This window comes from Collinsella sp. AM29-10AC (assembly GCF_003469085.1).
Classification (GTDB): domain Bacteria; phylum Actinomycetota; class Coriobacteriia; order Coriobacteriales; family Coriobacteriaceae; genus Collinsella.
Genome location: NZ_QSKB01000002.1, coordinates 141,527 through 157,094, shown reverse-complemented (window position 1 = coordinate 157,094; position 15,568 = coordinate 141,527). Strand labels below are relative to the sequence as shown.

Sequence of the window (15,568 nt, the reverse complement as noted above, 5' to 3'; positions counted from 1 at the left end):
GCAACGCGTTGCGCTGAGTCCTGAGGCTGTTGCAATGAAAATGACAATCAAGGCGAACAACTTAATTATCACTCCGTAAAATTTTTTTCTAATTGTCGCTTGACCCATCGGGGGCCCGCGTGCATAATAATCCGTGCGTTGCGGCGTTACCTCAGCTGGATAGAGGGTCTGACTACGAATCAGAACGTCATAGGTTCGAATCCTATACGCCGCACCAACTGAACTTTAAAGCCTCCGGTAACGGAGGCTTTTCTTATATGTCGACATACTTGAGGAGTTGCTTTCGCCGTGTTTGAAAGTATCGAGTCGATCGATTGCATCAAATGATTAAAAATCAAATTCGATAACTTTTTTTGAAAAAATGCTTGACTATTATTCAGTCCCTGTGCATAATAATCAACAAGTTGCGGCGTTACCTCAGCTGGATAGAGGGTCTGACTACGAATCAGAACGTCATAGGTTCGAATCCTATACGCCGCACCATTTGAGATTAAAGCTCCCGGCAACGGGGGCTTTTCTTTTAGGCGGACGCCGCATGGATTCGAACCTCGGTCGAGGCGCGGGCGTCAAGAAAACGCGGAGCGTTTTTAGCCCGCGGGCGAGTCCGCCGGCAGGCGGGCGAAGCCGGTGCGGATCCGCGCAGCGGATGCGCGGAATCCTATACGCCGCACCAGTTGAGATTAAAGCTCCCGGCAACGGGGGCTTTTCTTTTGCGCCAGCTTGAGTGCTTTCGTCCAAAGGGACGATTTCCTGTCGACTCGTGTAAGATTCCGAGTAGATGTCGCGACTTATTCGCGACCACTCCTTCTTCAAGCGACCGATCAGGGTGATACTTCGTGGCAGAGCGTCCGACATACAAGCTCAGGTTTTTCGATCCCAAGAAGCGCTTTCCGGCGATGCCCGAGCAGCCTGCGGGACGCTCATATGGCGTGGTCTGGAAACTCTTTGGCGAGGATCAGCATGAATCTTGTTATGTCGTCGAGTTCGTTGGCAAAAGTCATGTGTCGCTTTTGGGCTACGTAAGCGTTTCGGGTGAGGTGTACAAGGTGGACCGCCCCGTCAGCGAGGCTCCGCTGCCCAACGATCCCGACATGGAACTGGTCCTTGACGAGTCGGATTCCAGTATTGGTGAGATTATGGTAAGGGAAGCCAACGGTGCAATGCGCGCGTGTGCGCAAACTGTCGGCTCTCCCGAAGGCCCCATGCGCGAGCAGTCCGACCACGAGACATGGAATTCAGCCCGCTCCCTTCCTTACGGCGAGTTCATGGCATCGATGTTCCTGCGCTACGTGATATTTGCCAACTCCGAAAACGCTATTGCGAGCACGGCGGACGCCGGCGGACTCGACGAGGGTATGCAAAATGTTATCGACAAGATCAAGCTCGTAAAGTTGCCCGAGCCGGTCGAGGTGTTTTTGGGCTTTAACACGGCACCGCTCCCCGATGCTATCGAGACGCTGCTTTACCGCGTTGACCATGCCGAGAATCCGAGCGGTATCGAGCGTTATGCCGCCGCCCTTATGAGCGAGGTCGACTTGCCCCATCTACGCACCATTGCCGCCAAGTCCGAAATGAGCCTAGCGCGCATCGACCGGTCAAAGCTGTTCTATCTCAATTTTGATCGCAGCTTGCTGGACCAGGACGAGATTGACATGCTGCTTGCCATCGAGTGCCGTCTCAACCGCCTCTCCGGCATCCTTGAGCGCATCGGGGCCGGATTGGTCCCCGCGGCATCCTCGCCGAGCCTTGAGGGCTGCGCGCTCTTTGATGCGTGGCATATCGCCAAGACGACCAACGATGTTCCCCGACTGCTCGATACGGCCTCAAGCGATAACCCGTGGGGCAAACCGGGGACGGTGGCGTGTCAGCCGGGCGGTGAGTGGGACGTGCGCACCCGCTTCGCGCGTATCGTCGAGGCGCTCAACGTGATCACGCGGCTCGACTATACCTATCGGGCAAACGTTGCCGAGGGGATTATGCTCGTTCGGTTTGGGCACTCTGTCGTGGATGCCATGCCGCAACGTGAATACGACGCTCAAGATGACGCCTGGCGCGAGCTGGAAGAGGACACGCGTGCGATCTGGGCCGCGGAGCACGATGCGCGCGTGGCGCTCACGCTTGCGGCGGCGTGCTTTGCCGCGGGCACCTGCATCACGCGCTGCTATGTGCAGATTGCTGCTCCCGACAGTGAGCAGGGCGAGCGCGTTGTCGCAACGTATTTCTTTGGGCGCGCGGCCTATCTGGCCGATTGCGTGCCTGTCGCCAAGGATCTTGAGAGCATGGACATGGACGATATGCCGTGCAAGCGTGTGCTTGAGGCATATGAGTCAACCGCTCCGGAGACGATTGAACCTGCGGAGGTTCATGCTCGTCCGCGTGATGACCATCGCATGCTGCCGCCGGCGCTGCGCGATCTGCTGCTTGCCGATACGGCTGACGAGCTGGAGGTCATGGAAGAGGACGACGACCCATACGTGGCCCGTGTTGTTGAATTGCGCGAGCAGGCAAAAGTCGACCGTACAGGTGCTTTTGAAGGCTTTTCCCGTCTTGTCGAGGAGTTGGAGGCTAAGTGCGCCGTCGCCGAGCTTTTGGCGACAGGTCTGGTTCAAACGCAGTTTTGCGATAACCAGCTGGTGCGCATGGTGCTACCGGTGTTGGAAGAAGACCGCTCTGTGCGAATCCTTCGTGCGCCCGATGCGCTGTACTTTGCCCAGCACGAGATCTGCAGTTTTTACACCGAGCAAGAGGACTTTGAACGAGCACTGCCCGAGGTGCGCCATCTTTACGATCTGGCGCGCTCGTCCATGCAGTCGCACTTTGCGCTCATCAACGTGCTTGCGCGTCTGGAGCGCTTTGACGAGATTATCGAGGTGGCGCGCCACGGCCTACGTATTGCCAGCGATCGTTCTGCAATCGGCTACCTGTTCTATCGCTTGGCGTTTGCCTATTGGAATTGCGATCAGCTCGACCTGGCGCTGGCTTGTTACCGTCTGGTGCCGCGCGGCGAGGAGTCGGGCAGCAGCGCGCTGGAAGAAATGCAGGGCCTTATGAACGAGATGGGCGTCAGCGAGCCTCCGACGTTCGAGGAAGCGGTCGAGACCATCCACAAGGCTGGACTAGAGCTGCCGCCAGTGTCCGCCGTGACAAATCAGCTGGCAGATGCCGCTGTGCAACTGGTCGACAACGGTTTCTTTTTCCTGGCGCGCGGTTGTATCTTCCAAATGTGGCGCACCATGGGCAACGACGAGCTCGGCTCCCTCAACCGCTCGCTGGGGTAGGCGAAGCTTTCAAGAAGGAAAGGCTGCTAGGCAATTAGAAAATTTCCTCTTGCTCATCCTTGGCTGTTTGGTTACTATAGAACGGCTGTTACGGAGAGCTGACCGAGAGGCCGAAGGTGCTCGCCTGCTAAGCGAGTATGCCCCAAAAGGGCATCTGGGGTTCGAATCCCCAGCTCTCCGCCAGTATGAATTGAAAGAAGGGTCCCATCTGGGGCCCTTTTTTGGTGCGGAGAAAGGAGGCTGGGGATTCGAACCCGAGAGGGCACGGGCGTTAAGCAAACGCGAAAGCGTTTGTAGCCCGTGGGCGAAAAGCCGCCAGGCTTTGAAGCCGGAGGGCATGCGTAGCATGCCCGGACATCCCCAGCTCTCCGCCAGTACGAACTTGAAGAAGGGTCCCATTTGGGGCCCTTTTTATTATCAAGAATGGCGGCTGGGGATTCGAACCCTCAAAAAAGGAGGCATCCTTTCGGACGCCTCCTTTCAGTGGGCTTATTATTCTTGCGCCCTACACCTCGGGCGCCTTGGCTACGGTCTCGCTCTCTGCCGTGAGTGGGCGGTTGTCGATGCGGCGGCCCAGGCGGTCGAGCTTCACGAGTAGCCACTCAATGGGATTCGGCCCCGAGCCTTCCTCGTCGGCAACCAAATCCATGACGGCGATCTTGGTGCCGTCCTGCTTGAGCGTAATGCTGCCCACCTTGTCGCCCACATGCACCGTGCCCGAAAGATCGTCGTAGCTAACCTTTTCGGTCACCTCGCCGGCAAGGGAAAACACGGTCGCTTGCGCCGTAGGATCGGCGAGTGTGGCGTCGATCGTCTTATCAGTCCAGTCGGTTTGACCAATGCGCGCCATAAGCGGGTTGCCGTTGGTGGTCTTTTCCTGCGTGTTGGCGATCGCGACCGTCACCTTGTGACCGTAGTACCAATTGGCAAGGGTTGCGGTATCGGTAAAGCGCTGGTCGGTGGTGGTGGAGTTCAAAACGACGGTGTAGATCTCGTCGCCATCGCGGTTGTAGGCACCCGTAAAGCAATAGCCTGCATCGTCGGTAGTGCCGGTCTTGCCACCGATGTTGCCATCTTGGCCCAGCAAATAGTTATGCGTGTCCATGGAATGCGAATGGTCGGTGCCGTCGGCGCCCGTGACCTCGATCCAGGAATCCTCGCTCGCTACGACCTCGCGGATCGTGTCGTTTTTCATGGCCTCCTGCATCATCAGCGCTACGTCGTGTGCGGTTGAGTGCATATCGCCAGCCCACTCATCAAAGTCCAGACCATGCGGGTTTTCAAAAAGCGTACCGGTGCAGCCGAGCTTCTTAGCGCGCTCGTTCATGGCCTTCACAAATGTGGCCTCGGCGTCTTTGGTCTTAGGGTCGATCTTCTTGCCCACATATTCGGCGAGCACGATGGCGGCGTCGTTGCCCGAGGGAATCATCAGGCCGCGCAGCGCCTGCTCCACGGTAAGCTCGTCGCCTTCGAGCAAGCCGGCGGTCGAATTACCCACGGTGGCTGCGGCGTTGCTCACCGTGACCTTCTCGTCCATCTTGCAATTCTCGACGGTTAGGATTGCGGTCATGACCTTGGTGATCGAGGCGATTTTGACCTGCTCATCGGCGCCGCGCCCATAGTAGACGGTGCCGTCTTTGCCCATGACGAGGGCATTGGTCGCTTCGATATCGGGCAGGTTTTCGGCCGTGATGCCGCGCGCATCGGCGGTTTTGCCGCAGACATTGTCGGTCGTGAGCACTTGGGCGCCGGCGACGGTGGGCACGCCAGCGGTAAGGGCGATAGCGCAGACAAAGCCGGCGGCAAGCTGGGCTGAGCGCTTTGCAAAAGAGGTGAGGGACTTCACAGATTTCGCTTTCGACGGGATGGTCTCTTCTGGAACTAGAGTATATCGTTTGCCGGCATCGGCGATCATCGCGTGCGTGCGTGGCCCGCATCCGCGCCCGAACGGACACATTGGTGCTTAAGGTCGACTTAATCGCCCGCGCTTGTTGTGTGTGGCACGCGCCGCCTCGGGCATAATGGAGCGCGAGAGGAGCACGCATGAACGAGCGCATTTTGGTAGTTGATGACGAGAAAGCCATCGCCGACCTGGTTGGTATCTACCTTACAAAAGAGGGCTTTGATGTCCAGATTGCCTACAGCGGGGCCGATGCGGCCAAGGCGATTCTGGAGCAGGAGTTCGATCTGGCGCTGCTGGATGTCATGCTGCCTGATATCGACGGCTTTGAGCTGTTGCGTACGATCCGTTCCAGCCATACCTATCCCGTGATCATGCTGACGGCGCGCGATGCCCAGCAAGACAAGATCGAGGGGCTCTCGCTTGGCGCAGACGATTATGTGGTTAAGCCGTTCCGTCCGCTGGAGCTCATCGCGCGCGTGCACGCTCAGCTTCGCCGCTACACCAGCTACGGTAGCCGCTCGCAGGCGGCCGAGTCTCCGACCATCCAGCTCGACGGACTGGAGATCAACCGCGATGCTCGTTCCGTGACGGTGGACGGTGCGCCGGTGCGCCTTACGCCCATCGAGTATTCCATCTTGCTGTATCTGGTCGAGCATCGTGGTAGCGTGGTGCCCGTGGAGGACCTGTTCCGCGCGGTGTGGAACGAGGACTTTATGCCCGGCTCCAACAATACGGTTATGGTGCACATTCGCCATCTGCGCGAAAAGATCGGCGACGATGCCCAGAAGCCGCGCTTTATCAAAAACGTCTGGGGCGTCGGCTACATAATCGAATAACGCCTTTGATGGTGGGGGAGTAGATATGACAAAAGACGATAGGCGGGCATTCGAGGTACCCGATCGACTCTTTGAATACGTAAGGGCGGTCGTTGACAACCGTGCGCTAGCGACGGTGCTGCTCTTTTTGCTGAGTCTGCTGCTCATCGGCATTGACAATATCGTTGGCATCCTGGCAGTTCTACTCATTGGCTTTTTGCTGATTGATCGATTCGAAATCGTTCGCCGCTGTGTGGTGATCGGCGGCGCCGCGTGGACAATTACGTTGGCGATCGGGTCCATGGCGCTTGGCGGTATTGGCGAGCCCGTATTCTTTGACGCCGGCTTTGTGTTCAACATGCTTGGATTTGTGCTGGCGCTTGCCGTGTGCGTCCTGTTCTTCTGCGGACGCGCCCTGTACTACCAGGGTTACGAGCAGGGCGAGCTGCACGCCGACCGCGTGATTGCCGCCCGCATTCAGGACCGTCTGATCGATAACCCCGACACCTGGGACAACATCGACGGCGACTTCCTGGAGGTCGAGGGCGCACTCAACCGTGTGCGCGATCGCGAGCGCAAGGTGCAACAGGCCTTGCGTGACGAGTCTCATCGCAAGGACGATCTGGTCACGTACTTGGCACATGACCTACGCACCCCGCTTGCCAGTGTGGTGGGCTATCTTTCGCTGCTGCAAGAGGCTCCTGAGCTGCCGGTTGAGCAACGTGCGCACTTTACGGGCGTGGCACTCGACAAGGCCCACCGGCTCGATGCGCTCATCGAGGAGTTCTTCGACATCACGCGCTTTGACTTCCACGATATCGTGCTCACGCGCGGCTATGTTGATCTGGGGTTGCTGCTGGCTCAGGTGGCTGACGAGTTCTATCCCATTCTCAACGAACAGCATAAAGAAGCCCAGGTTGATATCTGCGAGGATCTGACGGTGCTCGTGGACGGCGACAAGATGGCTCGCGTATTCAACAACATCATGAAAAACGCCGTTGCCTATAGCTATGAAGGCTCGATGATCACGATTGAGGCCAGACGTTTGGGTAACGGCGGCGTGCGCGTACGATTTATAAACCAGGGCGATCCGATCCCTGAGCCAAAGCTCAAGGTGATCTTTGAGAAGTTCTATCGCTTGGATGCGGCGCGTGCGACCAATCGCGGCGGCGCTGGGCTGGGTCTCGCCATCGCCAAGGAGATTGTATGCGCGCATGGCGGCACCATCGCGTGCGAATCGACGCCCGAGCATACCGTTTTTACCATCGAGCTGCCCGCCGCGTAGCGTAGGCGCCCTTACAAACACCTGACAATGCGCTCACGTGCGTATGAGCCGCGGTTTCTACTATCGATACTGCTGAATTGATATCGACGTGGAGGTATGCGGTATGACGGCTGGTGTGGCTATGGAGCCCACGGAGCTCGAGGAGCTAATGGAGGCGCGAGCCGAGGCTGCGCACGAGCGCGAAGTCGGAGACGCGACGCGCCCCACGGCGCAGGATCTTGCCGCCTCGCCGACGCGCATCGATGTCGAGGGCCTCGACCTGTTCTATGGCGACCATCATGCGCTCAAGGACGTGAATATCAAGATCCGCGACAAGCAGATCACCTCGTTCATCGGGCCTTCGGGCTGCGGAAAGTCCACGTTGCTGCGCTGCTTTAACCGCATGAACGACGGCATCAAGGATTGCCGCATCGAGGGCAAGATTGCGCTCGATGGTCAAGATATCCTGGGCGATTGCGACATCTGCCGTTTGCGCCAGCGCGTGGGCATGGTGTTCCAACGCCCCAACCCATTTCCCATGAGCATCTACGACAACGTCGCCTACGGTCCTCGCGGTATGGGTGTGCGCGACCGCGCCGTGCTCGATGAGCTGGTCGAGGACTCCCTGCGTCGCGCTGCCCTGTGGGACGAGGTCAAGGACAAGCTCAAAGAGTCGGGCCTGGGTCTTTCGGGTGGACAGCAGCAGCGCCTGTGCATCGCCCGCGCACTTGCCGTGCAGCCCGACATTCTGCTGATGGACGAGCCGACCTCGGCACTCGACCCTGTGTCGACGTTGGTGGTGGAGCAGCTGGCCTGCGAGCTCAAGGAGACCTGCACGCTGGTGGTCGTGACGCACAACATGCAGCAGGCCGCGCGTATTTCCGATTCGGTTGCGTTCTTTTTGCTGGGTGAGCTGGTGGAGCACGCGCCCACCGCGCAACTCTTCAAGAATCCGTCCGATCCACGCACCGCGGATTATTTGACGGGGCGTTTTGGCTGACGCTGTCTTTTACAGGTGCCTTTAGGGTTAAGATGCGGTCATATCGGCCGCAAAGGGGTTCAACATGATCTATTACGTCGAGGACGATGACAACATCAGGGATTTGACAGTCTACGCGCTGCGCAAGCAGGGAATCGAGGCCGAGGGCTTTTCGTGTGATGGCGAGTTTAAAGCTGCCGTGGCGCGACGGGTGCCCGATGCTGTGCTGCTCGATATCATGCTGCCCGACACCGATGGCTTGGCGATTATGCGTCGTCTGCGTGCCGATCGCCTGACGGCGACGGTGCCCATCATGATGCTTACCGCCAAGGACACCGAACTCGACAAGGTGATGGCGCTCGATGGCGGTGCCGACGATTACCTGACTAAGCCGTTTTCGCTCATGGAGCTTGCGAGCCGCTGCCGCGCACTGCTGCGTCGCGGCGGCATGGTCAAGCAGGCGAGCGATGTGCTCAGCGTGGGCGACATCGTGCTCTCGCCCAGCCATCGCGAGGTGACCGTTGCCGGCGAGCCGCTTAAGCTCACCCTGCGCGAGTTCGACCTGCTCGAGTACCTCATGCGCAAGCCCGGCGTGGTCTTTACCCGCGAGTCGTTGCTGCAGAGCGTGTGGGGCTGGGACTTCGACGGCGGTTCGCGCACCGTTGACGTGCACGTGCAGACGCTTCGCCAAAAACTGGGCGAGCATGCCAGCGCCATCGAGACCGTGCGCGGCGTGGGTTATCGCCTGGCCGAGCCTTCTGCCGGTGATGGCGCCGAAGGCGACGACACCGCGGCCACCGCATCGGAGGAGTAACCCGTGGTCTTCGCCCCCCAGGGAAAACATACGCTGTCGCACCGCGTTTTTGTGACGATCTTTGTCTGCGCCATGGCGGTTATCGTGGCGTTTACGGTGCTGGGTGCGTTCTTTGTGCAAAACACTTTGGCGGATGCCACGAGTGCCAATCTGGCGCAGGAAACCGAGCTCATTGCTGCCGCCCTCGACGAGCAGCAGGAGCCCATTCCGTTCTTGCGAAGCCTCGATCGCGAGGATCTTCGTATCACGCTGATCAATAAGGACGGATCTGTTGCCTACGACAACGAGGCGTCGCCTTCCACACTGCCCAACCATGGCGATCGCCCCGAGGTCATCGAGGCCTTTGAGAGTGGTTCGGGTTCCGCGGAGCGCGCAAGCTCTACACTCGACGAGATTATGCTGTATCGCGCCGTCACCCTTGATAACGGCCAGGTCGTTCGCTTGGCGCAGGCCCAGCCTGGCGTTGCGGCGATTTTGCTGTCGATGCTGGCGCCGATGCTGCTTATCGCAGCAGCGGGTGCAGTACTCTCGTTTTTTATGGCGCGCCGTGAGTCCCGTGCCATCATCGCGCCGTTACAAGAGGTGGATTTGGATCACCCACGCCGTAGCTATGAGCACGCCTATGCCGAGATGGTTCCCATGCTTGAGCGCATCGAGTCGCAGCGCCAGGAACTCAAGCGCCAAATGGCGGTGCTAGCGGACAACGACCGTATGCGCCGCGAGTTCACGGCGAATATCACCCATGAGCTCAAGACGCCGCTTACGGCGATTTCGGGCTATGCCGAGCTCATCGCAAATGGCATGGTCGAGGGCGAGGACGACCTGCGCAACTTTGGCGGTCGCATCTATCGTGAGGCGGGCCGCTTGGCAGCGCTTGTCAACGACATCCTTACGCTGTCTAACTTGGACGAGGCCGAACGTGCGACTGAAGGCGAGGCAGTGCCCATTGGTTCCACGGAGCCTATTGAGCTCTCGCGTGCGATCTACGCGGTTGAGCAGCGTCTTGAACAGGTCGCCCGTCAGGCGAATGTGACGATAAGTCATGAGACCAAGCCTGTGGTCATCGAAGGCGTGTCGCGCTTGGTCGACGAGCTCATCTATAATCTGGCAAGCAACGCCATCCGCTACAATCGGCCCGGCGGTACGGTTACGCTGCAGTGCGGCACCAACGACGAAGGCCATCCGTTCCTCGCTGTCGCCGACACGGGAATCGGTATCGCGCCTGAAGAACAGGGCAAGGTATTTGAGCGGTTCTATCGCGTGGACAAGAGTAGGTCCAAGGCGCGCGGCGGAACCGGCCTGGGGCTTGCCATTGTCAAGCATGCGGCCCTGTATCATCACGCCACGCTCGATCTGTCGAGCGAGTTGGGCGTGGGAACCACCATTACGGTGACGTTTCCCATACAGCAGGACGAGCCATTCGCATAGCGATACAACATAGATATTGATGTAGACGCCGCATTTGACTTTCGGGTGCGGCGTTGTTGTGCAATTTTACGATTGCTTCCGACATTTTTACAGGAGAGCCTGTTTCTTATGTATAGAGTTTGGTCTCGGTAAAAAGATGCGATAACATACGGACAGTTTTGTCAATCCGAACTGGGGAAATGAAAGGCAAGCTGCATGACCCTTCTCGAACTGTTCCAGCTGCTGAAGAAGCACCTCAAGCTGGTCATCACCCTTCCGGTGGTCTGCGCGATCGCCATGGGCATCGTGTCCTTCGTTGCGATGGACAACACCTATACCGCGACGACGAGCATGTACATTCTCGCCAAGACCGACGATAGCGGTCAGATGAGCTACAACGATCTCTCGGCGAGCCAGATGCTTTCCAACGATATCGCCACGCTGCTGGATAGCGATAGCGTTAAGAGCGGCGCCGCCAAAGAACTGGGCCTCACCGATCTGGATGACTACAAGGTGTCTGTTTCCTCCGAGACCACCACGCGTGTCATTACGCTTTCGGTTACCGGCACCGATGCCAAGGAGACGGCTGAGGTCGCAAAGGCCATTGCCAGCTCGGTGAGTACGGTCGCTCAGAACGTCGGCGCTGCCCAGAGCATCAACGTTATCGACGAGGCTAAGACCCCCGAAGCCCCCAGCGGCCCCAAGCGCACGCTGTATATTGCCGTCGCGTTCCTCGCCGGTATCTTTATCGCAGTTGCCTATGTCGTTTTGGCAGACATGCTCAATACCCGCATCCGCGGTGCCGAAGAGGCAGAAGAGCTCCTGGGTATTCCCGTTGTTGGCCGAATTCCGGCTATGAAAGGTGGTAAATAGGCATGGCTAAGGCAAAGAACACCGATAAGCTCGTTGTACAGAATGCCGCCAAGACCCTTCTGGCCAACATCCGCTTTGCGAGCGTGGACGACCCCATTCGCACCATCACCGTTACCTCCTCGATTCCCAACGAGGGCAAGTCTACGGTTTCCATTAACCTTGCTCAGGCAATCGCCACGAGCGGCAAGTCCGTGCTCCTGGTCGAGGCCGATATGCGCCGCAGGTCCCTTTCCGATATGCTCGGCGTTCGTTCGCGCGGCGGACTCTATGCAGTCCTGTCCGAGCAGGTTTCTATCGACCAGGCGATTGTCGAGACAGGTCAGAAGAATTTCTACTTCCTCGATGCCGAGCCGCATATTCCCAATCCTGCCGACATCATCGTCTCCCATCGCTTTGCCAAGCTGGTCAAGGCACTGTCTGCTAAGTTCCAGTACGTCATCTTCGATGCTCCTCCGGTCGGCACCTTCATCGATGCTGCCGAGATTGCCAGCCTGACCGACGGCGCGCTGTTCGTGGTGCGCGAGGACTTTACCAAGCGCGAAGAGGCGCTCAACGCTATCGCCCAGCTTAAGAAGTCCGAGAAGGTCAAGCTCATCGGTACCGTCATGAATTACTGTGAGACCGAGACCAGCGAGTACTACTATTCTTACTACACCAAGGACGGTAAGAAGGTTAAGAAGGGCTCCGACGATCAGGGCACTTCCAAAAAGGGCATCTTCACCAACCGAGCAAACGTTTAGTTGATTAAGGCTGACCTATGCGTGACATTCATTGCCATATCTTGCCGGGTGTAGACGACGGCGCCGCCGATCTCGAAGAGAGCTTGGCGATGCTCGAGGCTGCCAAGCGGGCCGGTGTAACCAGAATCGTTTGCACTCCTCACTGCCGTGATCCCTATTTTGATTACGACAAGATGTGGGATGCCTTTGAGCTGCTGCGCGATAACGCTGACGGTTTTCCGCTCCAGATGGGCTTCGAGGTCAACCATCGAAAGCTCGTTGAGCTTGGTATCGATGCCGCGGATCACTTGCATTTCGATGGGACCAACGAGTTTCTGCTCGAGCTTTCGACGCATGCCGATGCGTATGCGTTTAGAGAGTACGAGAACACGATTTACGATTTGCAGTGCCGTGGCTACCAGGTGATCATCGCTCATCCTGAGCGCTATCGTGCGGTTCAAAAGGATGTAAGCGTGGCGGAGCGCCTGGTCGATATGGGCTGCAAGCTGCAGGCTTCGGCGGACTTTATTGCCGGCGGTCGCTTTGGTCGCGAGAAAAAGCCGGCACAGCGCCTGTTCGATCAGAACCTGTACAGCTTCATCGCGAGCGATGCCCATAACGTGGGTCATTACGACTGCCTGGCGAAGGCTCGCGCGAAGTTTAGCGTGCGCGGAGCTCATTTTCGCTAAAATCTGTCCCTAACGTTCGCATTGAATGAAAGGGCAGCCATGGATATCCAACTTAAGACGGGATGCTTTGATGACGCGGCGTTGGTGCGCCGCGTTGTTTTTATGGACGAGCAGGGCTACGAGAATGAGTTCGACGCTATCGACGAGGATCCGAACTGCATTCATGTGACGCTCTATGTAGACGGCAAGCTTGCCGGTTGCTCGCGCGTGTTTCCCGAAGAGCTTGAGCGCGCGGCTGACGCAGAGGCTCCGGTGTCGCCGGCGTGCGACTTGGACGAAGGTGTCGCGGCGGGGGAGACCTACATTATGGGGCGCGTGGCCGTGCTGCCGAGCATGCGCCGTCGCGGTCTGGCGAGCAAGATTGTCGAGGCCAGTGATGCCGCCGCGCGTGATGCCGGTGCCAAGCTCATTAAGCTGCATGCTCAGGAATACGTACTACCACTCTATGCCAAGGCGGGTTACACGCAGATTGCCCCGCTGGACTACGAAGACGAGGGCCAGCCCCATGCTTGGATGGCCAAGCGGGTCGTGGGCGACAGATAGGGACGTTCCTTTTCTGCCGGCAGTTTGGGACACTCTTTGGCAATTGGCGCATCAGAACGTTTGGACATACAGTTTTTCGATTCCGTATGTATATATGCGCGCTAATGGGTTATAAAATCTAAGTCTGAACATAGCAGGTCTGCGATGCGGCTCGGGCAACCGGGCCGTTTTTGCGGACGGGGGTAGCGCGAAAGGACTGCACATGCGTCAATTTAAGACCGAGAGCAAAAAACTGCTCGACCTCATGATCAACTCCATCTACACCAATAAGGAAATCTTCCTGCGCGAGCTTATCTCTAACGCGAGCGACGCCGTCGACAAGCTCAACTTTAAGAGTCTGCAGGACCCGAGCGTCAAGCTCGACCAGGGCGACCTGGCTATTCGCGTCTCCTTTGATAAAGACGCCCGCACCATTACCATCTCGGATAACGGCATTGGCATGACCGCCGAGGAGCTCGAGCGCAATCTGGGCACCATCGCCCATTCCGGCTCCGAGGAGTTTAAGACCGAGAACGCCGAGCAACAGGGCTCCGATGTCGACATCATCGGCCAGTTTGGCGTGGGCTTCTACTCTGCCTTTATGGTTGCCAGCCATGTGAAGGTCGTCAGCCGCGCCTACGGCGAGGATGTCGCCCATGTGTGGGAGTCTGATGGTCTTGAGGGCTACACCATCGAAGACGGCGAGCGCGCCGAGCACGGTACCGATGTCATCCTGACGCTGCGCGAGAACGAGAAGCTCGACGCCGACGGCGAGGCCGAGACCTACGATCGCTTCCTGACCGAGTGGGGCCTCAAGAGCCTGATTCAGCAGTACAGCAACTATGTGCGCTACCCGATTCAGATGATGGTGAGCAAGAGCCGCCAGAAACCCAAGCCCGAGGACGCCGGCGACGACTACAAGCCCGAGTACGAGGACTACCAGGAGCTCGAGACCATCAACTCCATGACGCCGATTTGGAAAAAGCGCAGCTCCGACGTTGAGCAGAAGGATTACAACGAGTTCTACAAGTCCACGTTCCACGACTTTGACGATCCCGCGCGCACTATCAGCTTCCATGCCGAGGGTACGCTTGAGTACGATGCGCTGCTGTTTGTGCCGGGCCGCGCCCCGTTCGATCTGTGCAGCAAGGACTACGAGAAGGGCCTGGCGCTCTACAGCTCCAACGTGCTGATTATGGAGAAGTGCGACGACCTGCTGCCCGACTACTACAACTTTGTCCGCGGCGTCGTGGATTCTGCCGACGTGTCGCTCAACATCTCGCGTGAGACGCTGCAGCAGAACCGTCAGCTCAAGGCCATCGCCAAGCGCGTGGAGAAGAAGATTACCGCCGATCTTGAGGATATGCGCGACAACGACCGCGAGGCCTACGAGAAGTTCTTTGAGAACTTTGGCCGCGGTCTTAAGTACGGCATCTACTCGAGCTATGGCATGAAGGCCGATGAGCTCGCCGACCTGCTACTGTTCTGGTCTGCCAAGGAGCAGAAGATGATTACCCTGGCCGAGTATGCCAAGGGCATGCCCGGGGATCAGAAGGCCATCTACTACGCCGCCGGCGACTCGCGTGAGCGCTTGGCCAAGATGCCCGTGGTAAAGGGTGTGCTCGACCGCGGCTATGACGTGCTGTTGCTGACGCAGGATGTGGATGAGTTCACGTTCCAGGCTATGCGTGAGTACGTTGCCGCCGATATGCCTAAGATCTACGAGGACGACGCCGCCCGCGAGGCTGCCGAGAAGGCCGTTGCCGACGGTGCCGAGCCCGAGGTCGAGGATCGTCACCTGGAGCTCAAGAACGTCGCGACTGGCGATCTTGATCTGGCGACCGAGGACGAGAAGAAGGAGGCCGAGGACGCCACCAAGGAAAACGAGGACCTCTTTAGCGCTATGAAGGAGGCGCTCGGTGACAAGGTCGAGAAAGTTGCCGTCTCCGCGCGCCTGACCGATGCCCCCGCTTGCATCACCACCGAGGGTCCGCTTTCGCTCGAGATGGAGAAGGTGCTCCAGAAGGGACCCGAGGGCGCGCCCGACGGCATGCCCAAGAGCCAGCGCGTGCTCGAGCTCAACGCCAAGCACCCGGTCTTTGACAAGCTTGTCGCTGCCCAGAAGGCAGGTGACGCCGACAAGATCAAGCAGTACTCCGGCCTGCTCTACGATCAGGCCCTGCTGGTCGAGGGTATCCTCCCCGAGGACCCCGTTGCCTTCGCGGCGGCTGTCTGCGAGCTGATGTAACTAGGGGGTTACGCGGTTCTACGAACCGCGTAACCACTCGACGCTGCAAGCCCGCCA

The 15,568-nt window shown here is 58.4% G+C and carries 12 protein-coding genes and 3 tRNA genes; 14 read left to right on the top strand and 1 reads right to left on the bottom strand.

Translation table 11 applies throughout. The annotated features are described in order from the left end of the window. The first annotated feature begins 140 nt into the window (after positions 1–140). The 4 genes from DW754_RS01635 (at position 141) to DW754_RS01620 (ending at position 3,461) form a co-directional block, all read left to right on the top strand. A tRNA-Arg gene (locus DW754_RS01635) sits at positions 141–217 on the top strand. A gap of 189 nt (positions 218–406) precedes the next feature. Next, positions 407–483: transfer RNA gene (locus tag DW754_RS01630), tRNA-Arg, on the top strand. Positions 484–836: 353 nt separating this feature from the next. After that, a complete protein-coding gene (locus DW754_RS01625) occupies positions 837–3,278 on the top strand; it encodes a lipopolysaccharide assembly protein LapB (protein WP_117758247.1) in 2,442 nt (813 codons plus the stop codon). Positions 3,279–3,370: 92 nt separating this feature from the next. Beyond that, a tRNA-Ser gene (locus tag DW754_RS01620) sits at positions 3,371–3,461 on the top strand. Between the two features lie 322 nt (positions 3,462–3,783). Here the strand turns inward: DW754_RS01620 and DW754_RS01615 are convergent. Further along, positions 3,784–5,124 carry a D-alanyl-D-alanine carboxypeptidase family protein gene (locus tag DW754_RS01615; protein ID WP_158561600.1) on the bottom strand — a complete coding sequence of 447 codons (1,341 nt, stop codon included), beginning with the start codon at positions 5,122–5,124 and terminating at the stop codon, positions 3,784–3,786. A 197-nt stretch (positions 5,125–5,321) separates the two neighbouring features. On the opposite strand from DW754_RS01615, the gene DW754_RS01610 reads away from it, so the two are divergent. The 10 genes from DW754_RS01610 (at position 5,322) to htpG (ending at position 15,511) form a co-directional block, all read left to right on the top strand. Continuing rightward, on the top strand, positions 5,322–6,017 hold the full coding sequence (locus DW754_RS01610; RefSeq protein ID WP_117758245.1) for a response regulator transcription factor: 696 nt from the start codon (positions 5,322–5,324) through the stop codon (positions 6,015–6,017). Positions 6,018–6,042: 25 nt separating this feature from the next. Further along, complete coding sequence (locus tag DW754_RS01605) at positions 6,043–7,281, top strand: sensor histidine kinase KdpD (RefSeq protein ID WP_117758244.1); 1,239 nt, start codon at positions 6,043–6,045, stop codon at positions 7,279–7,281. A 103-nt stretch (positions 7,282–7,384) separates the two neighbouring features. Next, positions 7,385–8,260, top strand: coding sequence for a phosphate ABC transporter ATP-binding protein PstB (pstB, locus tag DW754_RS01600; protein WP_199411424.1), 876 nt, complete (start codon positions 7,385–7,387; stop codon positions 8,258–8,260). 64 nt (positions 8,261–8,324) lie between these two features. Continuing rightward, entirely contained in the window at positions 8,325–9,053 is a 729-nt protein-coding gene (locus tag DW754_RS01595; RefSeq protein WP_089572665.1) for a response regulator transcription factor, read from the top strand. Positions 9,054–9,056: 3 nt separating this feature from the next. Beyond that, complete coding sequence (locus DW754_RS01590; protein WP_117634258.1) at positions 9,057–10,481, top strand: cell wall metabolism sensor histidine kinase WalK; 1,425 nt, start codon at positions 9,057–9,059, stop codon at positions 10,479–10,481. A gap of 195 nt (positions 10,482–10,676) precedes the next feature. Beyond that, on the top strand, positions 10,677–11,333 hold the full coding sequence (locus DW754_RS01585; protein ID WP_055250503.1) for a YveK family protein: 657 nt from the start codon (positions 10,677–10,679) through the stop codon (positions 11,331–11,333). A gap of 2 nt (positions 11,334–11,335) precedes the next feature. Further along, complete coding sequence (locus DW754_RS01580; RefSeq protein WP_117758243.1) at positions 11,336–12,073, top strand: CpsD/CapB family tyrosine-protein kinase; 738 nt, start codon at positions 11,336–11,338, stop codon at positions 12,071–12,073. Between the two features lie 17 nt (positions 12,074–12,090). Beyond that, a complete protein-coding gene (locus DW754_RS01575) occupies positions 12,091–12,741 on the top strand; it encodes a tyrosine-protein phosphatase (protein ID WP_055250497.1) in 651 nt (216 codons plus the stop codon). Between the two features lie 39 nt (positions 12,742–12,780). Beyond that, positions 12,781–13,284 carry a GNAT family N-acetyltransferase gene (locus DW754_RS01570; protein WP_117758242.1) on the top strand — a complete coding sequence of 168 codons (504 nt, stop codon included), beginning with the start codon at positions 12,781–12,783 and terminating at the stop codon, positions 13,282–13,284. A gap of 202 nt (positions 13,285–13,486) precedes the next feature. Beyond that, positions 13,487–15,511, top strand: a complete 2,025-nt coding sequence (htpG, locus tag DW754_RS01565; RefSeq protein WP_117758241.1) for a molecular chaperone HtpG — start codon at positions 13,487–13,489, stop codon at positions 15,509–15,511. Positions 15,512–15,568: the final 57 nt, after the last annotated feature.

Excerpts from the sequence above, each read along its gene's own strand:
- DW754_RS01610 (WP_117758245.1), top strand. The coding sequence starts at position 5,322 with ATGAACGAGCGCATTTTGGTAGTTGATGACGAGAAAGCCATCGCCGAC.
- DW754_RS01605 (WP_117758244.1), top strand. The coding sequence starts at position 6,043 with ATGACAAAAGACGATAGGCGGGCATTCGAGGTACCCGATCGACTCTTT.
- pstB (WP_199411424.1), top strand. The coding sequence starts at position 7,385 with ATGACGGCTGGTGTGGCTATGGAGCCCACGGAGCTCGAGGAGCTAATG.
- DW754_RS01595 (WP_089572665.1), top strand. The coding sequence starts at position 8,325 with ATGATCTATTACGTCGAGGACGATGACAACATCAGGGATTTGACAGTC.
- DW754_RS01585 (WP_055250503.1), top strand. The coding sequence starts at position 10,677 with ATGACCCTTCTCGAACTGTTCCAGCTGCTGAAGAAGCACCTCAAGCTG.
- DW754_RS01580 (WP_117758243.1), top strand. The coding sequence starts at position 11,336 with ATGGCTAAGGCAAAGAACACCGATAAGCTCGTTGTACAGAATGCCGCC.
- DW754_RS01575 (WP_055250497.1), top strand. The coding sequence starts at position 12,091 with ATGCGTGACATTCATTGCCATATCTTGCCGGGTGTAGACGACGGCGCC.
- DW754_RS01570 (WP_117758242.1), top strand. The coding sequence starts at position 12,781 with ATGGATATCCAACTTAAGACGGGATGCTTTGATGACGCGGCGTTGGTG.
- htpG (WP_117758241.1), top strand. The coding sequence starts at position 13,487 with ATGCGTCAATTTAAGACCGAGAGCAAAAAACTGCTCGACCTCATGATC.